Here is a 25,861-nt window from a genome sequence, read left to right on the forward strand (position 1 = left end):
GCGCTCGTGCGCGCGCGGTCGAGGGAAAGGCCGGTGGAAGGTACGAGGTCGGCGTGTGCTGTCCGGGTGCACGGCCACCGGGTCTATCGACGTTTCTCGTCCAGGCCCAGGACGGACCGGGCCACCAAGTCGATCACCACGTCCTCGTTCGGCGGGTTGAACAGGGCGACGCGCAGGTCGCGGAAGTGCCGTCCCAGCGGTGACTCGTGCCAGACGGAGGCGCCGCCGACCAGGCGGCAAGCGTGGTCCACCGCGTCGGAGGCGTGCCGATGCACCAGGAGTTTGGTGGCGGCGGCCGCGACGGCCTCAGTCCGGTCGGCCACGGTGGCACCCCGCCGCAGCGCGTCCTCCAGCAGCACCCGCGCCTGTGTGAGGGCCAGCTCCAGACGTGCGGCGTGCTCCTGGGTGCGGGGCTGCTCGGCGCGGGTTCCGGGCTGCCCATCGGTACGCGGGCCCGCCGCGAAGTCGAGCGCGACCTCGCGGGCCGCTTCGGCGATGCCCAGATGGATGGAGGCCAGCAGGAGCGCCCACCAGATGCCGAAGCGTCTGCCCTCCGGCAGTCCGGCGTCGTACGCCTCGACGACGGCGTCGCCCGGCACCCGCACCTCATCCAGGAGGACGTCATGCGAGGCGGAGCCACGCAGGCCGAAGGCGTTCCAGGTCGGATCGATCCGCAGTCCCGGCGCGTCGGCGGGGACCAGGAACGTGCGCACCACGGGCTTGTCCGTGGTGCCACCGCTCTCGGCGTCGCCACTGCCCGACGACCCGCTTCGGCCTGCGCCGATCTCCGCGGTGCCGTCCTGCACGGTTGCCGAGATCAGTAGGTGATCCAGGAAGACGCTGCCGGTGACGTACCGCTTGTGACCGGTTATCAGCCACGAGCCGTCGGGCTGCGGCACGGCGCGGGTACGCACCGCGCCGCCCCGGCCGGGAGAGCCACTGACCCCTTCGCTGCCGGCGAGGTTCACCAGGCCGCCTGCGGCCAGTTCACGGATGGGCCTGGACGGCGCGGGCCCCGCCACTGCCCAGTTGCCGTGGATGTAGTGCATGGTCAACACCAGCGCCACGGAGGCGTCCGCCGCGGCGAGCGCCCGGATCACCGAGGCCGCCTGTGGCAACGTGGCGCCGCTTCCGCCGTACGTGCGCGGGAGCGCGAACAACGTCAGCCCGGCCCGCCTGAGCTCGGCGAAGGTCTCGGCGGACGGCTCTTCGTCGGCCGCGCGTGCGGCGATGCCCGGCGCGATCTCGGCGAGGGCGGCCAGCGCCTCCTGCTCGGTACGGGGCGAGGCCAGGGGGTCGGCGCGGAACGGGGCCGTCACCTGCCCACGCCCAGCTCTGGCGCCCGCCCGGCCCTCGTGGTGTGTCCGTCTTGTCGTGGTCCGGTCATGAACAGCTCCTTCACGTCGTGGAGATGGAACAGGTGCTCCACGCCTATGCGGTGTCGGGCTCCTGCGCGTAGATCGGCTTCTCCGCCGTCGTCCGGTCCGCCACGGCCTCCGGCCTGAGCCGCTCACGGATGCGATAGGAGAGGTCGTCGGGGTGGTAGGCGCTGCGCAGCTCGGGGCTGGCCGCCGCGGCGAACGGCGCAGGCGCGCCCGGTTCCCAGCGTTCGTAGCCGCCGTGGAGGACGAGGCGGTGGGCGATCTTCCAGACACCGTCACGGCGCTCCAGACGATCGAGGAAACGCAGGCTGCGGAGATAGTCGAAGCGTTCGCCTTCCTGCTCGACCGGGTTCAGGCTCAACCCGTGAGACTCGGAGAAGGCGACGTCACCCTCGACCTCGGTCACGGTGTTCGGGATCGTCAAGCCCTTGGTCTTCAGCGGGGAGCCCGCCCATGCCTTGGCGGTCAAGGCGGCGATCGCGTCGCTTCCGCGCTGCGGCGGCAGCTCGAAATGTTCGTAGATCGCGTCGTCGTGGAAGACCGACGCGAGCAACCGCGCGTCACGTCGCTCCTGCGCTCGCGCGTACCGCAGGATCACCTCGCGGATCTCCTGCTTGTCGAGCAGCTCTCGCAGTCTGCCTTCGAGTTCGGCGTCCATGATTCCTCCATCAGGTTGGTTCACGGCGTCTCAGCCGTTGATCTGTGCCGTGTACTGGTCGTCGAAGAAGTCGTCGAGCTTCTTGCCCGCGGGCACGCGGCCCGCCGTGCCCAGCGCGTCATAGGTGTTCTGCAGTCCGGTCACCACCGAGGCGTCCACCGCGACCGGGGTGATGTCGCCGGCGAACGATGCCCGGAGCTGTTCGGCCGGCACCTGCGTCTCCTTCGACAGGGTGGCGATCAGCTCGTCGTGGTGCTCATTGGTGTAGGCCAGGGACTGGCGGAACCGATTGAGGTAGTCCAGTGCCGCGGCGACCTTCTTGGGATCCCGCAACGTCTGATCGGTGAGGACCCAGTAGTTCTGTGCGTTCCACAGGCCGTTCTCACCGGTGACCAGCCAGCGCGCCTGCCCCTCCGTGACCAGCGCGCCGGCGGGCGGGGTGCAGGCGGCCAGGGCGTCGACCTGCCCGCTGACGAACGCCGCCTGCAACTCGGGGGTCGTCGCCAGGTCGACACGCTCGACGTCCTTGAGGTAGTCGAGGCCGGCCTGCTGGAAGGCGCGGATGGCGATGACCTCGCCCGCGGTCGAGACGCCGTTGCCGATCGTCTTGCCCTTGAGCTGCTCGATCGATGTGATCGGCGAGGTCTTGGGCACCAGAATGCCGCAGAAGTCCTTGGCCCGCTGCTGGGCGTAGACGATGTTCAGGGGGATGTCCTGGCCCAGCAGACTCGCGGTGACGACATCGCCCAACAGCAGCAGGTCGGCGCGACCCGACACGACGGCGGCGGCGATGTCCTTGCCGCCGGCCGCCTCGATCGGCTCGATCTCGTACGGCGTGTCGAACAGTCCTGCCGTTTTGAGGAAGGCGTTGCTGGTCGAGCCGATGGCGACCGAGAGCGTGACGTCGCTCAGATCGCTCCCGGAGCTGCCGCTGCCTGCCGCGTCTGCCGTGCTTGCCGCGCCTGCCGTCGTCACGGCATCGCCGCCGTCGGACGAGGCGCAACCTGTGGAGATGAGGAGGATCGTCGCGGCGGCCGTGGTCGTGATGAGGTGTTTGAGGGCTCTCGCCGGGGTCATGTGGTCTTCCTGTCGTCAGGGCTTGGCGCGTTCATGGGCTGAGGTCGTCAGAGGGCTACGCCGAGCTCCGCCAGGAGTTCACGGCGCAGTCGGTCGAGATCCGCGGCCGTCTCGGGCCCGCGGCCGATCGTGCTCGCGTCGATGTCGCGGACGATCCGCCCACCGGCCATGACCAGGACGCGGTCACCCAGCAGGATCGCCTCCTCGACGTCGTGCGTGACGAGCACCGTCGCCGGGCGATGGCGGCGTACCAGTTGGCCCACCAGTTCGCGCATCCGGATCCGGGTCAGCGCGTCGAGTGCGGCGAACGGTTCGTCGAGCAGGAGGAGACGCGGCTCACGTACGAGCGCTCGCGCGAGCGCGACACGCTGAGCCTGGCCTCCGGAGAGCGTCATCGGCCACGCGCTCGCGTGGTCGGCGAGTCCGACCTCGTCCAACGCCGTGACAGCGGGTTCGCGGGCGTCCGTGCGCGCGTCGGCGCCGAACCGTACGTTGTCCCCGACCGTCTTCCACGGCAGCAGCCGGGGTTCCTGGAAGACCACGGCGCTGGGCGTCGGCACCTCGACCAGACCCGCGTCGGCGTGATCGATACCGGCCAGCGCGCGCAGCAGCGTGGTCTTGCCGCACCCGCTGGCTCCGAGGAGACAGACGAACTCCCCGGGCTCGACGTCGAGGTCGAGGTCCTCGATGACGACTCGGTCGCCGAACGCCCGACGCAGGCCCCGGACGGTGACGCGGTCCGGGGGAGTGGCGCTCATTGGCCCTCGAATCCCGCGCGCCATGCGAGCACGCGCTTCTCCAGCAGACGTACCAGCACGTCGACTCCGATACCGAGCAGGCAGTAGACGATGACGCAGCTGAAGATCACGTCTGTGTCGACGTACTGCTGCGCGGTGGTCATCAGGTAGCCGAGACCGCTCTTCGCGTTGATCGTCTCGGCGACCACCAGCGCCAGCACCGAGATCGAGAGGGAGAACCGCAGTCCGACGAGCGCCTGTGGCATCGCGCCCGGCAGCAGTACGTGCCAGATGATCTGCAGTTGGGTCTTGCCCATCGCACCGGCCATCTCCATCAACCGGCGGTCCACGTTGCGGATGCCGGCGAACACGTTGATGTAGACGGGAAAGAAGCAGGCGACCGCGATGATCAGGACCTTCGGCGCCTCACCGAACCCGAACCACACCACGAACACGGTGGTGAGCGCGAAGACGGGCACCGTCCTGGCCATCTGGATCGTCGAGTCGACGATCTCTTCGCCGATGGTCCAGAGCCCCGCGACCGCCCCGAGGACCAACGCGGTCGAGACGCCGAAGAACAGGCCGAGAGCGGCACGTTGGATCGAGATGAGCACGTTGTCGAGCAGGGTGCCGTCGACGGTCAGGTCCCACAGGGCCGTCGCGGTGAGCAGTGGTGAGGAGAACAGCCGGGCGTCGATCGCTCCGGTGGACGCCAGGACCTGCCAGCTCGCGACCAGCAGAGCCGGCACCAACGTACGCCGTCCGGCGGAGCGGAGGAAGTGACGCCCCTGACGGATCGCCCGTACGCGCTGGGCGTCCGCGGCCGGTGCCCGTGCTGCGGGAGACGTCACCTCGTGAACATTCACGACCCACGCTCGTCGTCGGATCGGCATGGACCGATGGAGAGGTCAGGCCCATACACATCGAGAACCCAACCCCACAATGTGAGGTTCATGCCCCACAATATAGAGAAACATGTAATCTCTATCAAGTTAGAGGGTTTTTGGCTCAGATGTTGAGACGTGGAGCAGACGATGGATCGCCTGGCCAGGCATAGGAGGGCAGACGTGAGGGAGCGCCAGAAGGATCACTCGATGGATGGAGATCACCGACTTCTTTGGCAGAATCGGGTGGTGCCCACTGTGACCCCTGATCCGACCGCACGTCCTCGAACGGGCGCGCAGGCGATCGAACGCGCGCTGGCCGTACTGGCCTGCTTCGAGCACCACCCGGAGCGCGCCGTCACCGACATCGAGGACGAAACCGGTCTCAGCAACGCGACGGCCCACCGCATCGTCCGCGCTCTCTGCAACGGCGGGCTGCTGGAGCAGGATCCCGCCACCGAGCGCTACCACCTCGGCTACGGCACGGCGCTCCTCGGACGTCTCGCCCTGGATCGCCTCGGCCTCAACGCCGCCCTGCCCCTCCTCGAGGAGCTCGCCGCCAAGACCGGGGAGGCGATCAACCTCGGGATCCGGGTCGGCCACGAGACCGTGGTCGTCAGCCACGTCCCGTCCAGCCAGACGCTGCGCATCGAGGCGGCGCCCGGCGCGCGCAACCCCATCCACGCGTGCGCGATGGGCAAGGCACTGCTGGCCTACGGCCTCCCTCTCGACGCCGGTGTTCCGCTTCCCGCGATCACGCCGCACACGATCACCAGCGTCCACGCGCTCGAGCAGGCGCTAGAAGAAATCCGCAGCCTTGGCTACGCCGTCAACAACGAAGAACGCACGCTGGGCGTACGGTCCGTCGCGGCACCGATCTTCGCCGAAGACGGCCGCGTCGTCGCCGCGGTCGCCGTGCAGGCGCCGACGGTCCGCCTGCCTCTCGAACGTGTCCCCGAGGTCGCCGCGCACGTTCTGCACATCGCCGCGGAGCTACGCGGCAAGCTGTGAAGCGCGCCGAGCCCGAACTCTGCGACACCTGGCGGGATGATCAATCGGCACTCGGTGGGTCGTAGTAGCCCTGACCTGCGATCAGAACGCTGTCAAAACCCTCCTGGTCAGGGTCCGTCGGATAGGACATCCCGATCGCCAGCTTCGGCACGACCAAGCCGCCCGCGTCGTCCGCCACGTCGTAGCGGGCTTCCAGCTTCGCGATCACCTGCTCGGCGGGCATCGAGAAGACGTCCATTCCCATCAGGAGCACCCGCGCCCGCGACTCGACACCGAACCGGGAGATCTCGACCGTCTGCACCACCCCCGCGGACCCGCAGAACACATGGGCAATCACCCCCGAGTCCGTCAACCGCCAATCCAGCGGCTCGGCCCCCGGATACGGCGCGAACGGCCGCGGCGTTCCCCACGCCGCCAGCGCCCGCCCCGCCTCCTCGAATGACGCCCCCAGCAACACTGGGCCGGCCGCCCGCAGCGGATCCACCTCGATGACCAACGGCGACAAACCGCCTCCAAACTCCAAAGCCCCAGGAACCGCTCCAGGCGCACGGACCATAACGTAGATGCTTCCGCTGGATCCGAGGACCTCGGGTCCGGCTCAGCCCGGGTATGGCCCGCCACGCCAGGAGGGCAGCGCCCGCTCCCCGACCGCCACCTCGTAGGCGGCCGTGGCCAGGAGGCGGGTGGAGTCGAGCGTGGGCAGCGGTGAGACGTCGGGCGTCACCAGGAGCGGAATCTCGGTGCACACCAGTGCGACGGCATCGCATCCCCGCTCGGCCAGCCGCCTGATGACGCGCACGTACTCCTGTCGCGAGGCGTCGGTGAACACGCCGCTGACCAGCTCGTCGAAGATGATGCGGTTGACCGTCTCGCGGTCCCCGGGTTCCGGTAGTTCCGCGGCGATCCCGCGGGCGGCGAGCGCCCGCGGATAGACCGGTCCGTCCATGGTGTATTTGGTGCCGAGTACGGCGACGCGCCCGCGCCCGTCGCGGGCGGCCTGGTCCGCGACCACCTCGGCGATGTGCAGGCCCGGCAGGGCCAGGTCCGGGCCGGGACGTTCGAGGGCCAGGTGGGCGGTGTTGTCCGGGCAGGCGAAGAAGGCGGCACCGGCGCGGGCCAGGCGGTCCACGCTCAGGGCGAGGGTCCGCCTGATCGAGTCGTGGTCACCCGAGTCCCAGGCCGCCATGCTGTAGCCGAAGGCGATGTAGTCGAGCGTCACGTCCGGGTGCTCGTGGCGGCCCGTCCGGCTGAAGCCTTCCTGGCAGTACGCGAGGAAGCTGAGCGCCGCTCCTTCCGTGCTGTGCGCCAGGATGCCGAAATGATGCATAACGTCCTCTTTTTGGTTAGTCAATGATGGCTGTCACGCTGCCCAGCCCGGCGATGGTCGCCGTCACCCTGTCGCCTGCCCCGGGCTGCGAGCTGGCGGATCGTGGTCGAGCGTCCCGGGTTGGTGACGGTGCCTGTCGTGGGTGTGTGCTGATTCAGATTATTACGCAATCCGGTTGCGTTAATAACGCAACCGTGATTTGCTAAGAAGAAGGCCGGTGACCAGGCCGTCGTCCGCCCCCGGAGTACGGCCTGGCCGTTCTGCGGTCCTGCGACCTGTTCGTTCGGCTGTGAGATGTGGGCGAACGCGGCAAGTCCATCAACATCTGCTGAACACCCTTCGGTGATCCTGCTCCCGGCGAGATGACGGCACCTGAGAGCCGGGACCTACTACGAAATGGGGAGAAGCGAATGACAGGTCCGGACGGCGAGAGCACCGGGGTGACGCGGCGGAGATTCCTGGAGGGAGCGGTCGCCGCGTCCGCGGGTATGGCGGTGCTGGGCCCCGGCGTCGCCGCAGCCGCGCCTGCCGATCCCGCCGGGTCCGTGGTTCCGATCCGGCTCACGGTGAACGGCAAGCCCGAGCACCTGGCGGTCGAGCCGCGTTGGACGTTGCTGGACACGTTGCGGGACCGGCTGGACATCACCGGTCCGAAGAAGGGCTGCGACCGGGGCCAGTGCGGGGCCTGCACGGTGCACGTCGGCGGTCGCCCGGTCGTGTCCTGCCTGACGCTCGCGGTGACCGTGAGGGAGCCGGTGACCACCGTCGAAGGTCTGGCGTCCGGGGACCGACTGCATCCGGTGCAGCAGGCGTTCCTGGAGCACGACGGGTTGCAGTGCGGCTTCTGCACGTCCGGCCAGATCATGTCGGCGGCCGCGCTGGTGGACCGCGGCGAGGTCGGGGACGACGACGACATCCGCGAGTACATGTCGGGCAACATCTGCCGGTGCGCCGCCTATCCGAACATCGTCGCCGCGGTCCGCCAGGCCGGGAAGGGAGACCGCTGATGCGCACGTTCGAGTTCAGCGCGCCCGAGACGGTCGACGCTGCGGTCGCGCACGGCCGCGCCGGGGCGACGTTCCTGGCCGGCGGCACGACCCTCGTCGACCTCATGAAGCTCGAGGTGCTGACCCCGCAGCGGGTGGTCGACATCAATGCCTTGCCACTGCGCGGGATCCGGGCCGAGGGGACCGGCATCCGGATCGGCGCGCTCGAACGGATGGCGGACGTGGCCGCGCATCCGCTCGTTCGCCGCCGTTTCCCGGTCGTCTCCCAGGCTCTGCTGGACGGTGCGTCCCAGCAACTGCGCAACATGGCCAGCATCGGCGGAAACCTCCTGCAGCGCACCCGGTGCGGCTACTTCCGGGACCCGGCCTCCGCGTGCAACCGCAGGGTGCCGGGAAGCGGGTGTCCCGCCATCGACGGGTCCAACCGGATGCATGCGATCCTCGGTACGAGCGACTCGTGCGTCGCCACGCACCCGAGCGATCTGGCCGTCGCCCTCGTCGCACTGGACACCTGGGTCACGCTCCGCGCCGCGGACCGCGAACGCGTGATCCGGCTGGCGGATCTGTACCGGCTCCCCGGCGACACCCCGCAAGCCCTGTTCACCCTCGAGCCCGGCGAGCTGATCACGGACGTGGTCATCCCGGGGCTGCCATGGGCCGGCAACTCGGCCTATCTGAAGATCCGAGACCGGCAGTCGTACGAGTTCGCACTGGCGTCGGCGGCGGTCGCGCTCCGCACGGAGCACGGCGTGATCAAGGACGCGCGGATCGCGGTCGGCGGGATGGGGACGGTGCCCTGGAGGCTGCCGAAGGTGGAGGACGCCCTGCGCGGCAAGCCGAGCGGCCGCCCCGCGTTCGAAGCGGCCGCCGAAAGGGCCGCCGAGGGCGCCCGGACGCTGGCGGACAACACGTTCAAGCCGACTCTGCTCAAGCGCACGATCGTACGCGCACTGCTGGAACTGGAAGGTTGACATGAGCTCACCGCTGGGTACTCCGGTCGACCGGGTCGACGGCCTGGCCAAGGTCACCGGGGCAGCGAAATATTCCGCCGACCGGTCCCTGGACGGCCTCGCGTTCGGCTACCTCGTCACGAGCACGGCCGCGAACGGGACCATCACGGCGATGGACGTGGCCGCGGCACGCCGGTCGCCAGGGGTGCTCGGCGTCTACACTCCCTTCGACCCGTTGCGGATCATCGGCCCTGCGACGAACAGGAGCGGGGCGGACGCACCGTTGCAGACCAAGGACGTCCACCACTACGGCGAGCCGATCGGGCTGGTGGTCGCCGAGACCTTCGAACAGGCCCGTGCGGCGGCGAACACGATCCGGGTGTCCTACGACGTGCGCCCGCCGGCGACGTCGCTGCGGGACGGGATCCCGACGGCGGTGGAACCACCCATGAGGGACGACGAGCCCGCGGTCGTGACCGTCCTGCGGCCCGGGGTGCCGTCGATCGAGGCGGCGCTCGACTCGAGCGAGGTCGTCGTGCGGGAGACCTACACCACGCCGACCCAGAACCACATGGCGATGGAACCGCATTCGGCGGTGGCGTCCTGGAAGGCCGGCGCACTGACCATCTACACGGCGAACCAGGGGTCGAGCATCCTCGTTCCGCAACTGGCGACCGCGATGGGGGTCCCGGCGGACAAGATCCACGCGATCTTTCCCTTCACCGGAGGGGCGTTCGGCGGGAAGTTCAACACCTACGCCCACATCACGCTGGCCGCCGCCGCGGCCCGCGAGCTGAACCGGCCGGTCAAGGTCGTCTTCACCCGGGAGCAGGTCTTCTCGGCCACCTCCACGCGCCCGGACACCGTCCAGAACATCGCGCTGGGCGCGCGGGCCGACGGCACCCTGACCGCGCTGCGCCACGACGCCTGGGGGACGGCCTCCATCTCCCGCCCGTTCGTGGAGCTGTCGTCGCACCGGACCTCGCGCCGTTGGTACGCCACGCAGAACCTGGAGATCAGTCAGCGGGTGGTGCCGTTGAACGTTCCCGGCACGTCGATCATGCGTGCCCCGGGGGAGGCCACGGGGTCGTTCGCGCTGGAGTCCGCGATGGACGAGCTGGCCTGGAAACTCGGCATGGACCCGATCCAGCTACGCATGAAGAACTACGCCGCCACGATCCCGGGCGGAAACCTCCCGTGGTCCAGTAAGCACCTCGACGAGTGCTACCGCATCGGGGCCAGGGAGTTCGGCTGGGACCGGCGTCCGCGCGAACCTCGCGCGACCCGGGACGGAAACTGGCTCGTCGGCACGGGCATGGCCACCGCCGCGTATCCGGCCTTCCGCTACCCGGCGACGATGAAAGTCGCCTACCTGTGGGACGGTACGGCCGAGGTGTCCGGCAGCACCTCCGACCTCGGCACCGGCATGACGACCGTGCTGGCCCTCGTGGGGGCCGACCGGGTCGGGCTGCCCCTGCGGCGCGTACGGGCCCGGCTGGGGGACTCGCGGCTGTCCCAGGCTGGGTTCGTCGGCGGCTCGTGCGGGACGGCGAGCGTCGGGCCGGCGATCATGGCCGCCGTCCAGGCCGCCACCCGGCAGTTGCTGACGCTGGCCGTCACCCACGCCGACTCGCCGCTCCACGGGACCCCCATCGAGGACGTCCGGTACGAGTCGGGCCAGGTGCGCAGCCGCCGGCGTACGGTGCCGTTCGAGGCGGTGCTGCGGGCGACCGGATCTCCGCGAATCGAGGGCGAGGCGTCGGCCGCGCCCGGCAACGAGACGCGACAGTACGAAATGGACTGCTTCGGGGCGACCTTCTGCGAGGTGCGGGTCCATGAGCTGACCGGGGAGGTTCGGGTGTCGCGCATGCTCGGCGTGATGGACGCGGGCCGGATCGTGAACCCGAAGACCGCGCGCAACCAGATCATTGGCGGGATGGTGTGGGGCGTGTCGGCCGCGCTGCACGAGGGTCTGCACTACGAGGAATCCGGCCGGCTCGCCAACGGCACGCTGGCCGACTACCTCGTGCCGGTGAACGCCGACATCCCGGACGTCGACGTGCACTTCGTGGAATACCCCGACCTCATCCACAATCCGCTCGGCGCCAAAGGCATCGGCGAGCTCGGCATCGTCGGGATGGCGGCCTCGGTGGCCAATGCCGTCTACCACGCCACCGGCAAACGGGTCCGCGACCTGCCGATCACCCTGGAGCAACTGCTGGACTGACTGCCGGCGCACGTCACCCCGGCCGGCCGCGAACCGGTGGGCACCAACGACTCCACTCTACGCTCGGCCGCGCCGAGGCCGTCGTTGCCCATCGGCACGGTATGTAGTAGGGAGCCCTCTATGAGGGGGCCTCTGCACGTTCGGTTCGCCGAAGCCGCACGCGCCGAGATCATCCAGATCGAGCGACGCTGCGTGATCCCTCGTGGTGATCTTCCCTCCGTTCCTGAGTCGTTGTCATGGAGGCGAGACGTCCGTTGATGCCGTACCGGAGGACTCGAAGCGGGATTCGAAGCGGCGGTCGGAGTCAGGGGTCCGCCAGCCGCGCTCAACTGACCGACGGCATTGTTCGGGGTTGTCGCCTGCGCTGGTGAACAGGGCGGTCAGCAGCGGCACGCCATGGGCCAGCGCTTGATGGGGCAGAGGGCCGGTGGCGACCAGTGATGCCAGTCCATGTCCGATGATCCAGCTCTGGGTGGCCAGCCCCAGCGGGTCGATGTCGTCGCGAAAGCGGCCGGTGGCCGTGGCCCGTTCGACGGCCCGGACCAGGCAGTGCAGCGTGTCGTCCGCGGCCTCGGCGTTCTCGAGCTCGAACCCGGCGTCGAACATGACCCGGTAGAGGTCGGGACTTGCCAGTGCGTTGGACAGGTACGCGGCGCCGAGAGCAGCCAGATCCCGTACCGGATCCTCCGATGGTGCGACCGCGGCGAGGCGGGCGGCCAGGCGGGTGAAGCCTTCCTGCCGCATCGCTGTCCACAGGCCGTCCATGCCGCCGAAGTAGGTGTAGACGGCCATGGTCGACACGCCGGTTCCGGCCACCAGAGAGCGGAGCGTGACCGGCTGCCGAGCGGCGAGCATCTGCGCGGCGCGGTCAATGAGCAGGGAGCGGACCGCAGGGTCCTTCATCCTCACCATGGCACCACAATACATAGCTTTGCTATGTTCTCGATGAGTGCCGAACACGCTGTGCCGATGTGCAAGGAGCGGACATGACCGTGACGCTGGTCAACCCCGACGGGCTGCCGAAACCCGACGTCTACCGCCAGTTGTCGATCGCCACCGGATCGAAGCTGGTGTTCCTGGCGGGCCAGGTGGCGCGCGATGCCGCGGGCCGACGAGTCGGTGAGGGGGATCTGGCCGCTCAGGTCGAGCAGGCTTACCTCAATATCGGCACCGCCCTGGCCGGGGTCGGCGGATCCTTCGATGACGTGGCCAAGCTGACCGTCTACGTCGTCGACTGGACACCCGACAAGATGCCGCTGCTGGGTGAGGGGGTCGCTCGGGCGGCGGCGAAGCTGGGGATCGACCCGGTCAAGCCGATCACACTGCTGGGCGTTGCGGCGCTGGGAGAACCCGATCTGCTGGTCGAGGTCGAGGCCACTGCCGTTCTCGACTGAGTCGAGGCGCCTCGGACACGTCTGCCGGTCTCTTGGGTCGGCGGGCGTGATCACTTCAGCATGCGGGCTGCCGACCCGGCCCCGGCTACGGTAGCCGCGCCACCGCTGCCGTGGTCGGCTGTTGCCGACCTGCCGCTGGCGGAGCCTCTTTCCGTGGCAGGTCCCGTTCGCTCAGGAGCGCGTCGTGTTGGTGCTGGGCGGCGATGACGTCGGCGGTGTGCGATCCGATCCATGACAGCAGCGTCTGGAGGGCTGCGGCGAGCCCTTCCCCGAGGGGTGTCAGGGAGTAGGAGACCTTGGGGGGTACGGAGGGGACGACCTCGCGATGCACAAGGCCGTCGCGGACGAGGTCGCGCAGGTTCTGGGACAGCATCTTCTCGCTGATCCCGCCGATGCGGTCGCGCAGGAGATAGAAGCGCAGCGGACCGTCGCGCAGCGCGGCCAGGATCAGCATGCCCCAGCGGCTGGTCACGTGGGTGAAGACAGTCCGTCCGGGGCAGTCGCTGTTGAATACGTCACTCATCGGGTCGGGCATGCCGCGCGTTTCCTGGTCTCCTACCTTCATGGCAGGCACCTTACCCGAAGGTATGCCCTTACCTTTGGTAAGCCCAATTCCTAGAGTGTCGCCATGCCTGACATCGCTGTCGATATCCGGTTCGACTTCGTGTGCCCCTGGTGCCACATCGGCGAGCGCCGTTGGGAGACCGGTCACCGCGCGCTGGGGACCTGATGACACGGCCCGGGCTGCGACACGTCCGTACGCCGTCCGGTCACATCGATCTTCCCGTCCGGGTCCTTCCCAAGAGCTAAGGAGACTTACGTGCGTTCCGACGTCGTCGTACGGGCCGGTTGGAGACAGTGGACGGGCCTTGCCGTCCTCGCGCTCCCCGCCATGCTCGTGATGATCGACATGAGTGTGTTGCACCTGGCCATACCGCGCCTGAGTGCCGATCTCGATCCCAGCGCCTCCCAACTGCTGTGGATCACCGACATCTATGGCTTCCTCATCGCCGGCGCGCTGATCCCCATGGGTGCCCTGGGCGACCGCGTCGGCCGTCGGCGGGTCCTGCTGATCGGCGCGGGCACGTTCGGAGCCGCCTCCGTACTGGCCTCCTACGCTCCCACCGCCGAAACCTTGATCGTCGCCCGCGCCTTGCTCGGCCTCGCCGGGGCGGCGCTGGGACCCTCCACCCTGTCGCTGATCAGCGTCATGTTCCACGATCCGCGGCAACGCACGACCGCCATCACCGTCTGGATGGCCAGCTTCATGGCCGGCGGAGCCATGGGCCCGCTGGTGGGCGGCGTGATGCTGGAGTACTTCTGGTGGGGATCGGTGTTCCTGGCGGCGGTGCCGGTCATGGTGCTGCTGGTGGCCCTCGGGCCGGTCCTGCTGCCCGAGCACCGCGACCCCCGGCCCGCCCGGCTGGACCTGCCCAGCGCGGCGATGTCGCTGATGGCGGTGCTGGCGGTGGTGTACGGCATCAAGGAGGTGGCCAAGGACGGCTTCGCGCCGGTTCCCGCGGCCGCCATCGTCGTCGGGCTGGCCGTCGGCGTCCTGTTCGTCCGCCGGCAGCGGCGACTTGCCGATCCCTTGCTGGACCTGTCGCTGTTCTCCAACCGCAGCTTCACCGTTTCTCTGAGCACGCTGACCATCACCGTGATCTTCATGCTGGGCACCCAGTTCCTCATGGCCCAGTACATGCAGATGGTGCTGGGGCTGTCCCCGCTCACTGCCGGTCTGTGGGGACTGCCGCTGGTCGTCGCGGGCACCGTCGCGATCTTCGTCGCGTCGGCGTTGGCGGGAAAGATCCATCGTGCCTACATCTTCGGAACCGGGCTGGTCGTCGCCGCCGCCGGTTTCGCCGTACTCACCCAAGCCGACGCCTCGGCCGGGCTACCCGTCGTCGTGACCGGGTCCGTCCTGCTGTTCGCCGGTCTCATGCCGGTGTCGGGGCTGGGCATCGACATGATCGTCAGCGCCGCCCCGCTCCGGCAGGCGGGATCGGCCGCGGCTGTGGGGGAGACCACCCAGGAACTGGGCGGCGCCCTCGGCATCGCCCTCATCGGCAGCCTGGTCAACGCGGTCTACCACAGCCGCATGACGACCGTGGTCCCCGAACACCTCCCCGCGGCCGCGGACACGCTCCCGGCGGCTCTGGCCGCGGCCCAGCTCCTTCCCGAGCGCCTCGGGGAGGAACTCGTCACCTACGCGCGGAACGCGTTCGCCGACGGGCTGCAACTGACCGCCGCCATCGCCATCCCCGTCCTGCTCGGGCTGGCCTGCCTGGCAGTGCTCCTTCTCAGACGCGTCAGTCAGGACGCCGACCCGCCGGCCGATGAGGATCAGCCGGTGAAGACCTCTTCGCCGCAGGCGTCACCCTGACGGCGGGTGGTGGGGTATCGCAACCATGTTGCACTATTACCGCAACTGTGTTTCACTAGCGGCGTGGCGGCGCGATCCATCTGGTGAAAGCGGCTGACTCGGGCAGCACGGCACGGCGGCCTCGCGTCGGCATCGGGCGTTCCACGGTTCTCAGTCTCAGTCTTGATCATCGACCGGGCCGGCCCCCTGCTGGTGCGCATGGAAGTGGAGGACGTCATGTCAGGAAGTCGTCCCGTCGGACGTCGAACGTTGCTGGCCGCCGGAGCTGCCGGCGCGGCGCTGCTGGTCCTGCCCGACGCCGCAGGGCGGGCCAACGCCGAGGGACGGCCCGCGGATGGGAGCGAGCCGGTGTATGTCTATGTCAGCTCCTACGGCTTCGGCGCGAGCGGCCCGGACACGGTCGGGCTTTCCGTCTTCCGGCTCGATCCGAAGGCCGGCGCGCTGACACCCGTGCAGCAGGTGAGCGGTTCCTATCCATCGTGGACAACGATCGATCCGGCCAGGCGTTTCCTGTACGCCTGCTATTCACTCAGGGACGAAACGGGACCCGTCGGCAGTGTCGCCGCCTATGCGATCGACCCGCGCACCGGCACGCTGACCTTGGTGAATCAGGTGTCCCTTGGGTCCAGCGGGCCCTCCCAGACGGCGGTTTCGCCGGACGGACGACACCTGGTGGTGGCCAATTACTACCACGCCCAGTACGTCGTCCTGCCCATCGGCGAGGACGGAGAGCTCGGCCCCGTGAGCGGTGTGCTGACGAACACCGGCAGCGGCCCGCACCAGCGCCAGGACGCGCCGCATCCGCACGCCGTCGTCTTCGATCCGAATCGCCGGTTCATCGGTGCGGCCGATCTGGGCAACGACAAGGTGCAGATCCTCCGTCTCGTCGGCGGCGGGCTGGAACTGGTCAGCGAGGTGTCCGTCACGCCCGGCATGGGTCCTCGGCACGTCGCCTTCTCCCACGACAGCAGGACGCTCTACGCGAACGGCGAACTCGACGGAACCATCACGGCCTTCGCCTATGACGCCGAGACCGGCACGATCGGCAGGCTGCTCCAGACCGTGTCGACCGAGCCGGCGAGCTACACCGGCGCTTCCAGCGGGGCCGAGATCGCCTTGCATCCGTCGGGCCGGTTCCTCTACGCGTCGAACCGTGGCTCGCAGACCGTGGCCGGCTACCGGATCGACCGTACGACCGGCAAACTGTCCCTGATCAATTTCGCCACGCAAGGCGTGAACGGTCCGACCAACTTCGCCATCGATCCGACTGGCCGGTGGCTCTACGTCAACAGCAACCGCGGAAACAGCATTGTCCAGTTCGACATCAACGCCAGGACCGGCGAGCTGACGCCCAGTGGCCGGGCGACGCCTTTGTCCGGCCCCAACGTGATGGTGTTCCGCACGCCCGATTGCCGCTGACCTCGGCCTGACTGGCCTGCCGGTCGGGGTCGGCCGCGAGTCGGCAGGTGCGGGAGGGCCGAGGCCGGTGAACCGCCTGGTCGGCGCGCGACCGGCAGGACAGGTCGACGGCGGCCGTCGTCTGTACGTGGTGCCGGCGTGCTCGGAGAGCAGGAGTCAGTGCACCTTCCATGATCGGGCGGGCGGAGGTGTGGGTGTCGGCGGTGACGCCTGGAGAAGAGAGGGATGCGCAGGCCCCGGAGCAGGGAGCCACCCGGCACGTCGCCGTGCGGCATCTGGGATATAAACGTCCTGGTCCACTCTCCGACCGCCAGCCCATGAGAAATGAGTGCCGATGCTTACCGGGTTCTTACGTGACCAGTACTTCACGACGGCGTGGTTCGGGCTGATGGCCTTCGTGTGGTTCGGCTGGGCGCAGGAGAGCCCGCCCCGGCGCTGGCGGGTCTGGCTCGGTGTGGGGTCGGTCCTGGGCGTCGGTTTGGCCGTGGCTTTCGGGGTGTTGACCGCAGCGAACTGGGGCGAGCCGAGCGCGTTGGAGGGGAAGTACGCCTGGTTCGGCGTGCTGGTCGCGGTAGAGGTCATTGCCGCGGGAGCCGGGTGCCTCGTGTTGGCCAGGCGCGGGGCCTCCTCTTGGATGGCGTGGTGGGTCGCGCTCGTCGTGGCGGCGCATTTCCTGCCCCTGGCGCTGCTGCTGAACGACATCGGGGTGGCGGTCGTCGGCGTGGTTCAACTGGTCGCGCTCGGCGCGGTGGTACGCCGCCTGCGCGGCACCCCCACACCGAGTAGCCAATTGGCCGGACCGATCATGGGTGCGACCCTGTTGCTGAGCGCGGCGATCAGCGCGGCGATCGCGGCACCAGGGCTGTGAGGTCTTCGTTGCCGCCGGCGGTGCTCGTTCACCGTCGCGATCCCGGCCGCCGTACTCCGGGGCGGCGGGTTCGCGGAGCGGCCGGTGACGCATGGGCGGTGTGCTTGTCAAGACGCTGAGATAGTTGCTGAATCGCCCTGGTATGGCCTCCTTGAGTGTTCTTGTCACGCTCCAATGCTCACGTTTGGATCGTGAGGGTGATCTTCTGCGGTGCGTCACAGGCGGCGGGTTCCGGATGCGTCACCTGTGTCGCCGCCTGTCCTGTCCTGCCCGGTCGTCTCGTCGTGGGCAGGTCATCGGCGTGCGCCGTCCTCAAAGAGAAGGAGTCGTGACCTTGACCCTGCTGGCCTACACCCTCATGACCGACCCCACGCCCCTGGAAGCGTCAGCGGCCGGGCGGTCCCCGTCCACCGGGACGGTGTACCTGGTCGTCACCAATACCGGGCAGCGGGCGGCGTTCTGGCACTCGATCCAGGTACGGGTGCCGATCGGCGACGGCGCCGGCCACCTCACCCCGGACTTCAAGAAGATCAAACCCAAGGGGGAGTACGGCGCCCGGTCCGGCACCCAGTCGCCGGTGAACGTCCAACCGCAGGGCACCGACACCTTCCAGGCCACCGCCCAGGGCGGTGGCAGAACCCGTCTCGACCCCGGCGACCACATCGTGCTGACGCTGGAGGACGTCACCGTGGCCGCGGCCGCCGGGGTGGCCGTGCTGCGGGTGACCGAGAACAGCAGCAGCGCCCAGACCGGGCCTCTGAGCAACCGGTACGCGGCGGTGCCGCTGATGAAGACCGCGCCGAAGGAGATTCCGGCGCCGCGCGACTTCCGCCCGGACGACGCCATGGTGAACGCCGGATCCAACATCGTGCTGCGCTGGGACGGGTCCGACGACTTCGACTACAAGATCCTGTTCCCGGGCGGGCAGGCGACCGTCCCCCAGGGCGTGCGCTCCTGGTCACCGGCCGCCGCCGACGCCCCGAAGCGGGCCACCGCGTACACGCTCGTCGCCACCTCCCGCACCACGCCCAAACAGGAACACTTCCTCACCACGACCGTCGAGGTACGTGATCCCGTCCTGGACACCCTCACCGTCACCACCGGCATCTACACCCCTTGGGTCCAGGGGACGGCGAACGCGACCGGAGGACGGGTCACCTTCACCGACACCGGCGTGAAGATCTCCGCCAACTCCGGCGCGGCGGGGAGCGTGACGGCCGACAAGGCCGAGTTCAACGGCGTGAGAACCGAATGGGTGCAGGGAAGAAACAGCGACGACGGGTGGATCGGCTTCCCCAAGGAGGGGCTGAACGTGCGCAGGGGAAGCGGCCAAGACTGGGGAACCGTGTTCGCCGACAAGGCCGACCTCAACGGCGTGAACACCCGATGGGTGCAGGGCAGAACCGCCGCCGACGGATGGATCAGCTTTCCCACGAGCGGGCTGCAGGTCTCCCGGGGCGGGACGGACACCCCCACTCAGGGCTATGTGTACGCCGACTCCATCTGCGCGAAGGACGCCCCCTACGGGCAGGGCGGCGGGTGGATCAACCTCCACGACGAGGGGATGACCGTGTACCTGGCGAAGAACGGGAGTAACGAGCTCGGGAGCGTGACGGCCGCCAGCTTCAACAGGTGAACGAGTGGTGGGGCGCGGGCTCGCCGATCGCCCCACTCATCTCGTACCCGCACCGGCTTGTCGGGCGGCGTCAGCCGATCGAGCGGGCGATGCCCAGCGCCGCGGTCCGCACGGCGGGGGCGAGCCGGTCGAGGGCCGTACGCGAGTGCGCCACGATGCCGAGCGCGGCGCGGACCGTGCCGTCCAGCCCGAGGATCGGGGCCGCGACGGACACCGCCCCCAAGGTCATCTCCTCGTGGGAGTAGGCGAGTCCGGTCCTGCGGACCTCGGCCAGGGCGGCCGTGAGCCGGCCGGGCTGGGTGATGGTGTACGGGGTCAGCCGGGCCAGCCCCTCCTCGGCGAGGGAGGCGAGCAGCTCTTTCCCCGAGAAGGCCAGAATCGCCTTTCCGACCCCGGTCGCGTGCAGGGGGAGGCGACCGCCGATGTGGGTCTGCGTGGGAACGGCCTTGTCGCTGGAGATCTTCTCGATGCACAGGGCCTGATCGCCTTCAGGGACCGTGAGCTGGATGTTCTCCTGGGTAGCCTGGAACAGGTCGTGCATGTGCGGAAGGGCCGCCTCCCGCAGGCCACGCTGCTGCGGGGCGAGGGAGCCGATCGTCCACAGCCGCATCCCGATGCGGTAGCGGCCGTCGTCGAGGCGTTCCAGCCCACCCCAGCCGTGCAGCTCGCCGATGAGCCGGCGCGCGGTCGAGACGGGCAGGCCGCTTCGCCGGGCCACCTCGGTGAGCGAGAGTGCGGGATGGGCCACGTCGAAGCAGCCGAGGATGGCGAGCAGCCGCTGTGAGACGCTCTGACCTGGGGTGTTCGTACGGCCTGCCACATTCTCACCTTCGTCGTGCCAGGTCGCAGCTTAACGAGCGTTGCCACTGGACGGCAACGAACTCTGGCGTCCGAGAGTGTCCACGCCGCAGTATCGCGGTGCGGAACAAGGAGGTTGCTAGGGTGACGACAAACCGCGAGGACAGACTGGCGCTGCGTGAGCTGGTCGAGAACTGGGCGCTGTGGCGCGACGCCGGCGACTGGGAGCGCTTCGCCACGGTATGGGACCCCGCTGAGGGCTGGATGACGGCGACGTGGTTCCAGGGCCCGGCGGCGGAGTTCATCGCGGTGAGCAGGGCCGGATTCGACAGGGGAGTGAGCATTCTGCACTTCTTGGGCGGTCACACCGCGGACATCGTCGGTGACCGTGCCGTCACCCAGACGAAGATGACGATCAACCAGCGCGCGGTCGTCGACGGTGTCGAGGTCGACGTGGTCTGCACCGGCCGCTTCTACGACTTCTGCAGGCGGGTCGACGGTCAGTGGAAGATCGTGCGCCGGCAGCCGATCTACGAGAAGGACCGCCTCGATCCGGTCGACCCGTCCGCCCGGCCGAAGCTCGACCCCGAGCTGCTGGAGCGCTTCCCCGCCGGTTATCGCCACCTCGGCTACGTGCAGACCAAGGCCGGTTTCACGGTCAAGACCGGTCTGCCCGGTCTGACCGGCGAGACGGTACGCCGCCTCTACGACGAGGGCGCGAACTGGCTGGCCGGCTCGGCCACCCCGGGAGACCCGCGCCGGGCGGGAAGCTGACGTGCCCGCGCCCATCCTGACCTGCAGCGCCAACACGCTGCGCTTCGCTGACCTGCGTACCCGGGTGTCCTCGGCCGCCGCGGCCGGCTTCACCGGCATCGGCCTGCGGGTGGCCGACTACCTCGGGGCGGGCCTGGCGGACGCGGACCTCCGCGACCTGCTCGACCGGCACCACCTGCGCGTACTCGAACTGGAGCACACGTGGGACTGGGCCGCCGGTGAGGACCCGGTGGAGGAGGCGGTGTTCCGGTTCGCCGACCGGATCGGGGTCAGGCAGCTCAATGTCGTGATGTTCGCGGTGCACCCGCTGCCGGATCTCGTACGGCCGTTCGCGGCGCTGTGCGACAGGGCCGCGGAGCACGGGGTGCTGGTCGGCCTGGAGTTCCTCCCCTACAGCCACGTCCGGACGCTCGGCCAGGCATGGGAGGTCGTCGCCGCCGCGGACCGGCCCAACGCCGGGATCATCATCGACCTCTGGCACTGGTTCCGATCCGGCGCCGAGTTCGAGGATCTCGCCGCCGTCCCCGCGTCCGCGATCACGTCTCTGCAGTTGTGCGACGTGCTCGCCGACGCCGGGCCCGACCTCGCCGACGAGGCCCGGCACCGGCGGCTGCTCCCCGGACAGGGCGCGGGGGACACGCCCGGCGTGCTGCGCGCCCTGCGTGAGCGTGGCGTCACGGTGCCGGTGTCGGTCGAGGTCTTCTCCGACGACCTCGACGCGCGCCCCGCCGAGGTCGCGGCCCGGCTGGCGTACGACGCGGGCGCCGCGACCCTCGAACGTACGGGGTTCACCGCCCCGTCCTGGACGACCGATCCGGAGGAGGTCCGATGACCACGGCCGGCAGTGCCCCCCGGCGCGGCGGCTTCTCGGAGGACGGCTCGGCCGAGATCGTCCTGGAGAGCTTCGCCCACACCCCAGACCCCCGGCTGAAGCGGCTCATGACGAGTTTCGTCGAGCACCTGCACGCGTTCGTCAAGGACGTCGAGCCCACCGAGGAGGAGTGGGAGCAGGCCATCGGCTTCCTCACCGAGGTCGGGCACATGTGCGACGCCACCAGGCAGGAGTTCGTCCTGCTGTCCGACGTGCTCGGGGTGTCGGCGCTGGTCGACGCGATCAACCATCGCAACCCCGCCGCGGCCACGGACTCCACGGTCCTCGGCCCGTTCCACATGGTCGAGTCCCCGCGACGCGAGCTGGGCTCGGACATCTCCCTCGACCACAACGGCGAGCCCTGCGTGTTCGCCGGGCAGGTGCGCTCCTTCGACGGGACACCGCTGCCCGGAGCGCGGGTGGACGTGTGGCAGGCCAACGGGGCCGGCTTCTACGACGTCCAGCAGCCCGACGTGCAGCCCGAGCGAAACCTCCGAGGGCTGTTCGCCGCCGACGATCACGGACGCTTCTGGTTGCGTACCGTCGTCCCCCGCCACTACCCGATCCCGGACGACGGCCCGGTCGGCCGGCTGCTCGACGCCACCGGGCGGCACCCCAACAGGCCCGCCCACATCCACGTCATCGCAGAAGCCGACGGCCACACGCCGCTCACCACCCACGTCTTCGTCGAAGGCAGCCCCTACCTCGACTCCGACGCCGTGTTCGGGGTGAAGCGGTCGTTGATCCGGCCGGTCACGGTCATCGACGATCCGCTCCGCGCCGACCACTACGACGTCTCCAACCCGTTCAAGCTCATCGAGTTCGACATCGTCCTTGCCCCCGTCACCGAGCGGGCGTGAGCATGAGGCACGACTTCGTCCACGAGAGCCGTCCCTGCCGGGTCGTCTTCGCCGTGGGGGCGAGGTCACGGCTGCGCGAGGAGGTCGACCGCCTCGGCCTGCACAGGCTGATCGTGGTGTGCACCCCCGGGCAGGCGGCCCTCGCCACAGAGCTGACCTCTCCACTCGGCGAGAGGGTCGCGGAACTGCATCCGCACGCCGCGATGCACGTCCCGGCCGCGGTCGCCGCGAAGGCCGTCGCGCAAAGCCGGGAGATCGCCGCCGACGGCTGCCTCGCCATCGGCGGCGGCTCCGCGATCGGCCTGGCCAAGGCCGTCGCCAAGGCCACCGGCCTGCCGATCGTCGCCCTGCCCACGACGTACGCCGGCTCGGAGATGACGCCCGTCTGGGGCCTGACCGACGCCGGCCGCAAGACCACCGGCCGGGATCCGCGAGTGCTTCCCGCCACCGTGGTCTACGACCCCCAGTTGACGGTGACGCTCCCGTCCATGCTCTCGGTCACCAGCGGCATGAACGCCCTCGCGCACGCGGCAGAAGCGCTCTACGCGCCCGACGGCTCTCCGATCACCGCGCTCATCGCGGCGGAGTCCGCGCGGGCCATCGCGGGCGCGCTTCCCCGCGTGGTCGCCGACCCCCGTGACCTCGAGGCCCGCTCGGACGCACTCTACGGAGCCTGGCTCGCCGGCAGCGCCCTGGGAGCGACCACGATGTCGCTGCACCACAAGCTCTGCCACATCCTCGGCGGCACGTTCGGCCTTCCCCACGCCGCGACCCACACCGCCGTGCTCCCGCACGTCCTCGCCGTCAACCTCCCCGCCGCCCCGCGAGCGCGGGTCGCGCTGGAAACCGCGCTGGACACCGGCGACCCGGCGACGCGGCTGTTCCACCTCGCCAGAGACCTCGGCGCAGAAATGTCACTCAAGAGGCTGGGCATGCCGGAAGACGGCTTGGCAACCGTCATCGACCAGGCGCTCGCCGCGCCCTACGCCAACCCCGCGCCCATCACGGAAGCCGGCCTCCGCCACCTCCTCGGCAACGCCCTCACCGGCGCCGCGCCCACCTCCGGTCCGCCCGCGTAGCCGCGGGTGCGGTCGGCCTGGCCGGGGCCGGTCGGGCCCCGGCTCCGGCCACCTCACAGGAACGTCGGGAGCTGGGCGCCCGCGCACACGTGCAGCACCTCGCCGGTGATGCGGGCCGCCTGGTCCGAGGCGAGGAAGGCGACCGCGTTCGCCACGTCCTCGGGGCGGACGAGCTCGCGCATCGGCGTGGCCGCCCGCACCCGTTCTGCGTAGTCGTCCAGCATCTGCTCGTCGCCGCGCTGCCGGGAGAACTTGGTACGGATGAAGCTGGGGGCCACGGCGTTCACCCGCACGCCGATCGGGGCGAGCTCCATGGCCAGCGACCTGGTGAGGCCGACCAGTCCCGCCTTGGAGGCGGCGTAGCCGGGATGGCCGCCGCCGAGCCAGGTGCGCGAGCCGATGTTGACCATGGAGCCGGACCCCTGGGCGCGCCACAGGGGCAGGGTCGCCTGGGCGATCAGGGCGGGGCCGCGCAGATTGACGTCCTGGGTACGGTCCCACGACCCCGGGTCCACGTCGGCCAGGGACTGCGGCGGCTCGATGCCGGCGGCGCAGACCAGCGCGTCGATCCGGGCGAACTCGGCGCTGGTGTCCGCCACGAAGGATCGGATGGCCCCGGGGTCGGCGACGTCGAGGAGACGGGCGTGGGTGCGGGGGAGGCGACCGGCGACGTGACGCGCGGCGGGCTCGTCGACGTCCGCCACCACGACGGTCCAGCCGTCCGCCGACAAGCGGGCGGCCACCGCGGCGCCGACGTCCCCGCCGCCACCGGTGACCACGGCGACTCGCGCCGGGGTTGCCGCCGTGCTCATCGCAGCGGGGACCAGGACGTGGGCCGCAGCACGACGCCGGTGTGGGCGAGCTCGATCTCCGCGCTCCGCTCGCGCCAGGCGGCCAGCTCGGGGAAGTCGCCCGGGGCGGACTGCGTACGGGTGAGCGTGCGCACGTCGGGGAAGGACCACAGCACGATGGCCTCGCCACCGTTGCGGAAGGCCACCTCGTAGCCGCCCAGCACGCCGAACCCGTAGCGGTCGTCGAGCGCCTGCTTCACCTCTCCCAGCAGGCGGAGGTACTCCGGCGCGCCGCCCGGCCGCAGGCGCACGGTCTCGTGCAGGACCACCGGGGCCCGGGTCTCCGACGCCACGATCTCGTCCAGCGTGGGGGAGTAGTCCGCGCCGATCAGCACGCGGTCCGATCCGCCGGAGCGCTCGCCGTACCAGCGCTCCAGCGGCTGGTGGAACAGCTCGGGGTGGGTGTCGAAGTGGGCGGCGAAGCCGTCCCAGCCGCCGGGCATCTGCCAGAAGCCGATGATCTGCGGCCAGTCGCCGGTCAGGAAGACCGGCGCCCAGTTGGCCACGCACCGGCCTCCCGCCGAGCCCTCGGCGTTTCCGCGCGTGGTGACGATCTCGCCCAGCTCGTCCAGATAACGGGTGTGCGCTCCCGGCGCGCGCACCGGGTCGATGATCTCGTGCAGGTAGATGTGCGACATGATTCCTCAGTTCGTGATGGGGGCGCCGGCCAGAATCGGACGGCAGACGGCGGCGAGCGCGAGCAGGTGGCGGTCCTCGCCGGGCGGGGCGGTGAGCGTCACGCCGACGGGCAGGCCGTCGCTCGTGCCCGCGGGCAGCGACACGCAGGGCGTCCCGGCGAGGCAGAACGGATAGGTGTCGCGGACCAGCGCGCTCGTGGCGGCCTCGGCCGGTTCGCCAAGCGGCGGTGCGGTGATCGGTGTGGTGGGCGTGAGCAGCACGTCGACCTCGGTGAACGCCCGGGAGACTTCGGCCCGCCAGGTCTCGCGGAACGCGCGGGCCCGTTCCAGGTCCGCGGGCCCGTACGGATGGGCGCGCCGGGCCTCGACGGCGGGGGCGTAGGTCGTGGCCCGGTCGAGCAGGCGGGCGTACACGTCGGCGACCTCGACCGCGTAGATGACGCGCGCGTTCGTGATCGCGGGACCGGCGGAGGGCAGGTCGGTGGCCCGCACCAGCGCCCCCGCGCCGGCGAGGGCGCGTACGGCCGCGTCGAGGCGGGCCAGCACGTCGGCGTCGGCCTCGGCGAAGTGCCCGCCCGGCACCCCGACCCGCAGGCCCGCGACCTCGGGCGTCGGCGCAGGGGAGCCGGTCTCGAAAGCGGCGTCGAGTACGCGTGCCAACGCGGCGATCTCCCGGGGCTCACGGGCGAGGATCCCCACCGTGTCCAGGGACGGGCTCAACGGCACCACCCCTTCCATCCCGATGCGGCCCGGGGTAGGCCGGTAGCCGCAGATGCCGGTCAGGGCGGCCGGGATCAGTACCGAGCCACCGGTGTCCGTGCCGAGCGCGGTCATGGCCATACCGGCCGCGACCGCGACCGCGGAGCCGCCGCTCGACCCGCCCGCCGTGCGGTCCGTGGCCACCGGGTTGCGCGCGTCGCCGTAGTGGGCGTTGACCGTCACCGCAGAGGAGGCGAACTCCGGCAGGTTGGTCTTGCCGACGATCGTGGCGCCCGCGCGCCGCAGCCGCGCCACCGCCTCGGCCGCCGGC

The 25,861-nt window shown here is 70.0% G+C and carries 26 protein-coding genes; 13 read left to right on the top strand and 13 right to left on the bottom strand.

Going from position 1 to position 25,861, the window contains the following annotated elements; all coding sequences use genetic code 11:
- Positions 1–83: 83 nt before the first annotated feature.
- The 5 genes from ABD844_RS51950 to ABD844_RS51970 form a co-directional block, all read right to left on the bottom strand.
- Positions 84–1,319 (bottom strand): acyl-CoA dehydrogenase family protein, encoded by a 1,236-nt coding sequence (locus ABD844_RS51950; RefSeq protein WP_344897410.1) that lies wholly within the window; start codon positions 1,317–1,319, stop codon positions 84–86.
- A 112-nt stretch (positions 1,320–1,431) separates the two neighbouring features.
- A complete protein-coding gene (locus tag ABD844_RS51955; RefSeq protein ID WP_344897413.1) occupies positions 1,432–2,040 on the bottom strand; it encodes a nuclear transport factor 2 family protein in 609 nt (202 codons plus the stop codon).
- 30 nt (positions 2,041–2,070) lie between these two features.
- Entirely contained in the window at positions 2,071–3,117 is a 1,047-nt protein-coding gene (locus tag ABD844_RS51960) for a PhnD/SsuA/transferrin family substrate-binding protein (RefSeq protein ID WP_344897416.1), read from the bottom strand.
- Positions 3,118–3,164: 47 nt separating this feature from the next.
- Positions 3,165–3,875 (bottom strand): ABC transporter ATP-binding protein, encoded by a 711-nt coding sequence (locus ABD844_RS51965; protein ID WP_344897419.1) that lies wholly within the window; start codon positions 3,873–3,875, stop codon positions 3,165–3,167.
- Complete coding sequence (locus ABD844_RS51970; RefSeq protein WP_344897422.1) at positions 3,872–4,705, bottom strand: ABC transporter permease; 834 nt, start codon at positions 4,703–4,705, stop codon at positions 3,872–3,874. The genes ABD844_RS51965 and ABD844_RS51970 overlap by 4 nt, the downstream gene beginning before the upstream one ends.
- Before the next feature lie 183 nt (positions 4,706–4,888).
- Here ABD844_RS51970 and ABD844_RS51975 point away from each other — a divergent pair, with 183 nt between their 5' ends.
- Positions 4,889–5,749 (top strand): IclR family transcriptional regulator, encoded by an 861-nt coding sequence (locus ABD844_RS51975; protein ID WP_344897425.1) that lies wholly within the window; start codon positions 4,889–4,891, stop codon positions 5,747–5,749.
- A gap of 40 nt (positions 5,750–5,789) precedes the next feature.
- Here ABD844_RS51975 and ABD844_RS51980 read toward each other — a convergent pair whose 3' ends face one another.
- Both ABD844_RS51980 and ABD844_RS51985 read right to left on the bottom strand, forming a co-directional pair.
- Positions 5,790–6,245, bottom strand: a complete 456-nt coding sequence (locus ABD844_RS51980; protein ID WP_344897428.1) for a hypothetical protein — start codon at positions 6,243–6,245, stop codon at positions 5,790–5,792.
- Between the two features lie 102 nt (positions 6,246–6,347).
- Entirely contained in the window at positions 6,348–7,076 is a 729-nt protein-coding gene (locus ABD844_RS51985; RefSeq protein ID WP_344897431.1) for an aspartate/glutamate racemase family protein, read from the bottom strand.
- Positions 7,077–7,564: 488 nt separating this feature from the next.
- Here ABD844_RS51985 and ABD844_RS51990 point away from each other — a divergent pair, with 488 nt between their 5' ends.
- From ABD844_RS51990 to ABD844_RS52000, 3 genes are read left to right on the top strand one after another with little or no spacing between them, the layout of a single operon-like run.
- Entirely contained in the window at positions 7,565–8,083 is a 519-nt protein-coding gene (locus tag ABD844_RS51990; protein ID WP_425568806.1) for a (2Fe-2S)-binding protein, read from the top strand.
- Positions 8,083–9,054: an FAD binding domain-containing protein gene (locus ABD844_RS51995; protein ID WP_344897437.1), complete on the top strand. Its 972-nt coding sequence runs from the start codon at positions 8,083–8,085 to the stop codon at positions 9,052–9,054. The genes ABD844_RS51990 and ABD844_RS51995 overlap by 1 nt, the downstream gene beginning before the upstream one ends.
- Position 9,055: 1 nt before the next feature.
- Positions 9,056–11,260, top strand: a complete 2,205-nt coding sequence (locus ABD844_RS52000; protein WP_344897440.1) for a xanthine dehydrogenase family protein molybdopterin-binding subunit — start codon at positions 9,056–9,058, stop codon at positions 11,258–11,260.
- 234 nt (positions 11,261–11,494) lie between these two features.
- Here the strand turns inward: ABD844_RS52000 and ABD844_RS52005 are convergent, their stop codons facing one another.
- On the bottom strand, positions 11,495–12,172 hold the full coding sequence (locus ABD844_RS52005; RefSeq protein WP_344897443.1) for a TetR/AcrR family transcriptional regulator: 678 nt from the start codon (positions 12,170–12,172) through the stop codon (positions 11,495–11,497).
- Between the two features lie 74 nt (positions 12,173–12,246).
- Here ABD844_RS52005 and ABD844_RS52010 point away from each other — a divergent pair, with 74 nt between their 5' ends.
- Entirely contained in the window at positions 12,247–12,654 is a 408-nt protein-coding gene (locus ABD844_RS52010) for a RidA family protein (RefSeq protein ID WP_344897446.1), read from the top strand.
- Positions 12,655–12,739: 85 nt separating this feature from the next.
- On the opposite strand, the gene ABD844_RS52015 is transcribed toward ABD844_RS52010, so the two are convergent.
- On the bottom strand, positions 12,740–13,219 hold the full coding sequence (locus tag ABD844_RS52015; protein ID WP_344897449.1) for a winged helix-turn-helix transcriptional regulator: 480 nt from the start codon (positions 13,217–13,219) through the stop codon (positions 12,740–12,742).
- A 327-nt stretch (positions 13,220–13,546) separates the two neighbouring features.
- On the opposite strand from ABD844_RS52015, the gene ABD844_RS52020 reads away from it, so the two are divergent.
- The 4 genes from ABD844_RS52020 to ABD844_RS52035 all read left to right on the top strand — a co-directional run bounded on the left by ABD844_RS52020 (position 13,547) and on the right by ABD844_RS52035 (position 18,960).
- Positions 13,547–15,037 (top strand): MFS transporter, encoded by a 1,491-nt coding sequence (locus tag ABD844_RS52020; protein WP_425568807.1) that lies wholly within the window; start codon positions 13,547–13,549, stop codon positions 15,035–15,037.
- A 162-nt stretch (positions 15,038–15,199) separates the two neighbouring features.
- Entirely contained in the window at positions 15,200–16,456 is a 1,257-nt protein-coding gene (locus ABD844_RS52025) for a lactonase family protein (RefSeq protein ID WP_344897455.1), read from the top strand.
- Between the two features lie 334 nt (positions 16,457–16,790).
- Positions 16,791–17,324 (top strand): hypothetical protein, encoded by a 534-nt coding sequence (locus ABD844_RS52030; RefSeq protein ID WP_344897458.1) that lies wholly within the window; start codon positions 16,791–16,793, stop codon positions 17,322–17,324.
- Between the two features lie 328 nt (positions 17,325–17,652).
- Positions 17,653–18,960 (top strand): hypothetical protein, encoded by a 1,308-nt coding sequence (locus ABD844_RS52035; RefSeq protein WP_344897461.1) that lies wholly within the window; start codon positions 17,653–17,655, stop codon positions 18,958–18,960.
- Between the two features lie 70 nt (positions 18,961–19,030).
- Here ABD844_RS52035 and ABD844_RS52040 read toward each other — a convergent pair whose 3' ends face one another.
- A complete protein-coding gene (locus ABD844_RS52040) occupies positions 19,031–19,780 on the bottom strand; it encodes an IclR family transcriptional regulator (RefSeq protein ID WP_344897464.1) in 750 nt (249 codons plus the stop codon).
- A 122-nt stretch (positions 19,781–19,902) separates the two neighbouring features.
- Here ABD844_RS52040 and ABD844_RS52045 point away from each other — a divergent pair, with 122 nt between their 5' ends.
- The 4 genes from ABD844_RS52045 to ABD844_RS52060 are packed head-to-tail and all read left to right on the top strand — an operon-like array spanning position 19,903 to position 23,342.
- Positions 19,903–20,532: a nuclear transport factor 2 family protein gene (locus tag ABD844_RS52045; protein ID WP_344897467.1), complete on the top strand. Its 630-nt coding sequence runs from the start codon at positions 19,903–19,905 to the stop codon at positions 20,530–20,532.
- 1 nt (position 20,533) lies between these two features.
- Positions 20,534–21,364, top strand: coding sequence for a sugar phosphate isomerase/epimerase family protein (locus ABD844_RS52050; RefSeq protein WP_344897470.1), 831 nt, complete (start codon positions 20,534–20,536; stop codon positions 21,362–21,364).
- Positions 21,361–22,263, top strand: a complete 903-nt coding sequence (locus tag ABD844_RS52055) for a dioxygenase family protein (protein ID WP_344897473.1) — start codon at positions 21,361–21,363, stop codon at positions 22,261–22,263. Before ABD844_RS52050 ends, ABD844_RS52055 begins: the two co-directional genes overlap by 4 nt.
- 2 nt (positions 22,264–22,265) lie before the next feature.
- Positions 22,266–23,342: a maleylacetate reductase gene (locus ABD844_RS52060; protein ID WP_344897488.1), complete on the top strand. Its 1,077-nt coding sequence runs from the start codon at positions 22,266–22,268 to the stop codon at positions 23,340–23,342.
- A 53-nt stretch (positions 23,343–23,395) separates the two neighbouring features.
- Here the strand turns inward: ABD844_RS52060 and ABD844_RS52065 are convergent, their stop codons facing one another.
- The 3 genes from ABD844_RS52065 to ABD844_RS52075 form a co-directional block, all read right to left on the bottom strand.
- Positions 23,396–24,154 (bottom strand): SDR family NAD(P)-dependent oxidoreductase, encoded by a 759-nt coding sequence (locus ABD844_RS52065; protein ID WP_344897476.1) that lies wholly within the window; start codon positions 24,152–24,154, stop codon positions 23,396–23,398.
- A complete protein-coding gene (locus tag ABD844_RS52070) occupies positions 24,151–24,831 on the bottom strand; it encodes a hypothetical protein (RefSeq protein ID WP_344897479.1) in 681 nt (226 codons plus the stop codon). Before ABD844_RS52070 ends, ABD844_RS52065 begins: the two co-directional genes overlap by 4 nt.
- A gap of 6 nt (positions 24,832–24,837) precedes the next feature.
- The coding region (locus ABD844_RS52075; protein WP_344897482.1) for an amidase at positions 24,838–25,861 on the bottom strand (1,024 nt) is incomplete at its 5' end.

The sequence above is a fragment of the Nonomuraea antimicrobica genome, assembly GCF_039536965.1.
In the GTDB taxonomy this organism is placed as follows: domain Bacteria; phylum Actinomycetota; class Actinomycetes; order Streptosporangiales; family Streptosporangiaceae; genus Nonomuraea; species Nonomuraea antimicrobica.

Excerpts from the sequence above, each read along its gene's own strand:
- ABD844_RS51975 (WP_344897425.1), top strand. The coding sequence starts at position 4,889 with ATGGATCGCCTGGCCAGGCATAGGAGGGCAGACGTGAGGGAGCGCCAG.
- ABD844_RS51960 (WP_344897416.1), bottom strand. The coding sequence starts at position 3,117 with ATGACCCCGGCGAGAGCCCTCAAACACCTCATCACGACCACGGCCGCC.
- ABD844_RS52065 (WP_344897476.1), bottom strand. The coding sequence starts at position 24,154 with ATGAGCACGGCGGCAACCCCGGCGCGAGTCGCCGTGGTCACCGGTGGC.
- ABD844_RS52020 (WP_425568807.1), top strand. The coding sequence starts at position 13,547 with ATGCTCGTGATGATCGACATGAGTGTGTTGCACCTGGCCATACCGCGC.
- ABD844_RS51995 (WP_344897437.1), top strand. The coding sequence starts at position 8,083 with ATGCGCACGTTCGAGTTCAGCGCGCCCGAGACGGTCGACGCTGCGGTC.
- ABD844_RS51990 (WP_425568806.1), top strand. The coding sequence starts at position 7,565 with ATGGCGGTGCTGGGCCCCGGCGTCGCCGCAGCCGCGCCTGCCGATCCC.
- ABD844_RS52060 (WP_344897488.1), top strand. The coding sequence starts at position 22,266 with ATGAGGCACGACTTCGTCCACGAGAGCCGTCCCTGCCGGGTCGTCTTC.
- ABD844_RS52055 (WP_344897473.1), top strand. The coding sequence starts at position 21,361 with ATGACCACGGCCGGCAGTGCCCCCCGGCGCGGCGGCTTCTCGGAGGAC.
- ABD844_RS52070 (WP_344897479.1), bottom strand. The coding sequence starts at position 24,831 with ATGTCGCACATCTACCTGCACGAGATCATCGACCCGGTGCGCGCGCCG.
- ABD844_RS51955 (WP_344897413.1), bottom strand. The coding sequence starts at position 2,040 with ATGGACGCCGAACTCGAAGGCAGACTGCGAGAGCTGCTCGACAAGCAG.
- ABD844_RS52005 (WP_344897443.1), bottom strand. The coding sequence starts at position 12,172 with ATGGTGAGGATGAAGGACCCTGCGGTCCGCTCCCTGCTCATTGACCGC.
- ABD844_RS51985 (WP_344897431.1), bottom strand. The coding sequence starts at position 7,076 with ATGCATCATTTCGGCATCCTGGCGCACAGCACGGAAGGAGCGGCGCTC.
- ABD844_RS51965 (WP_344897419.1), bottom strand. The coding sequence starts at position 3,875 with ATGAGCGCCACTCCCCCGGACCGCGTCACCGTCCGGGGCCTGCGTCGG.
- ABD844_RS52015 (WP_344897449.1), bottom strand. The coding sequence starts at position 13,219 with ATGAAGGTAGGAGACCAGGAAACGCGCGGCATGCCCGACCCGATGAGT.
- ABD844_RS52000 (WP_344897440.1), top strand. The coding sequence starts at position 9,056 with ATGAGCTCACCGCTGGGTACTCCGGTCGACCGGGTCGACGGCCTGGCC.
- ABD844_RS52010 (WP_344897446.1), top strand. The coding sequence starts at position 12,247 with ATGACCGTGACGCTGGTCAACCCCGACGGGCTGCCGAAACCCGACGTC.
- ABD844_RS52030 (WP_344897458.1), top strand. The coding sequence starts at position 16,791 with ATGCTTACCGGGTTCTTACGTGACCAGTACTTCACGACGGCGTGGTTC.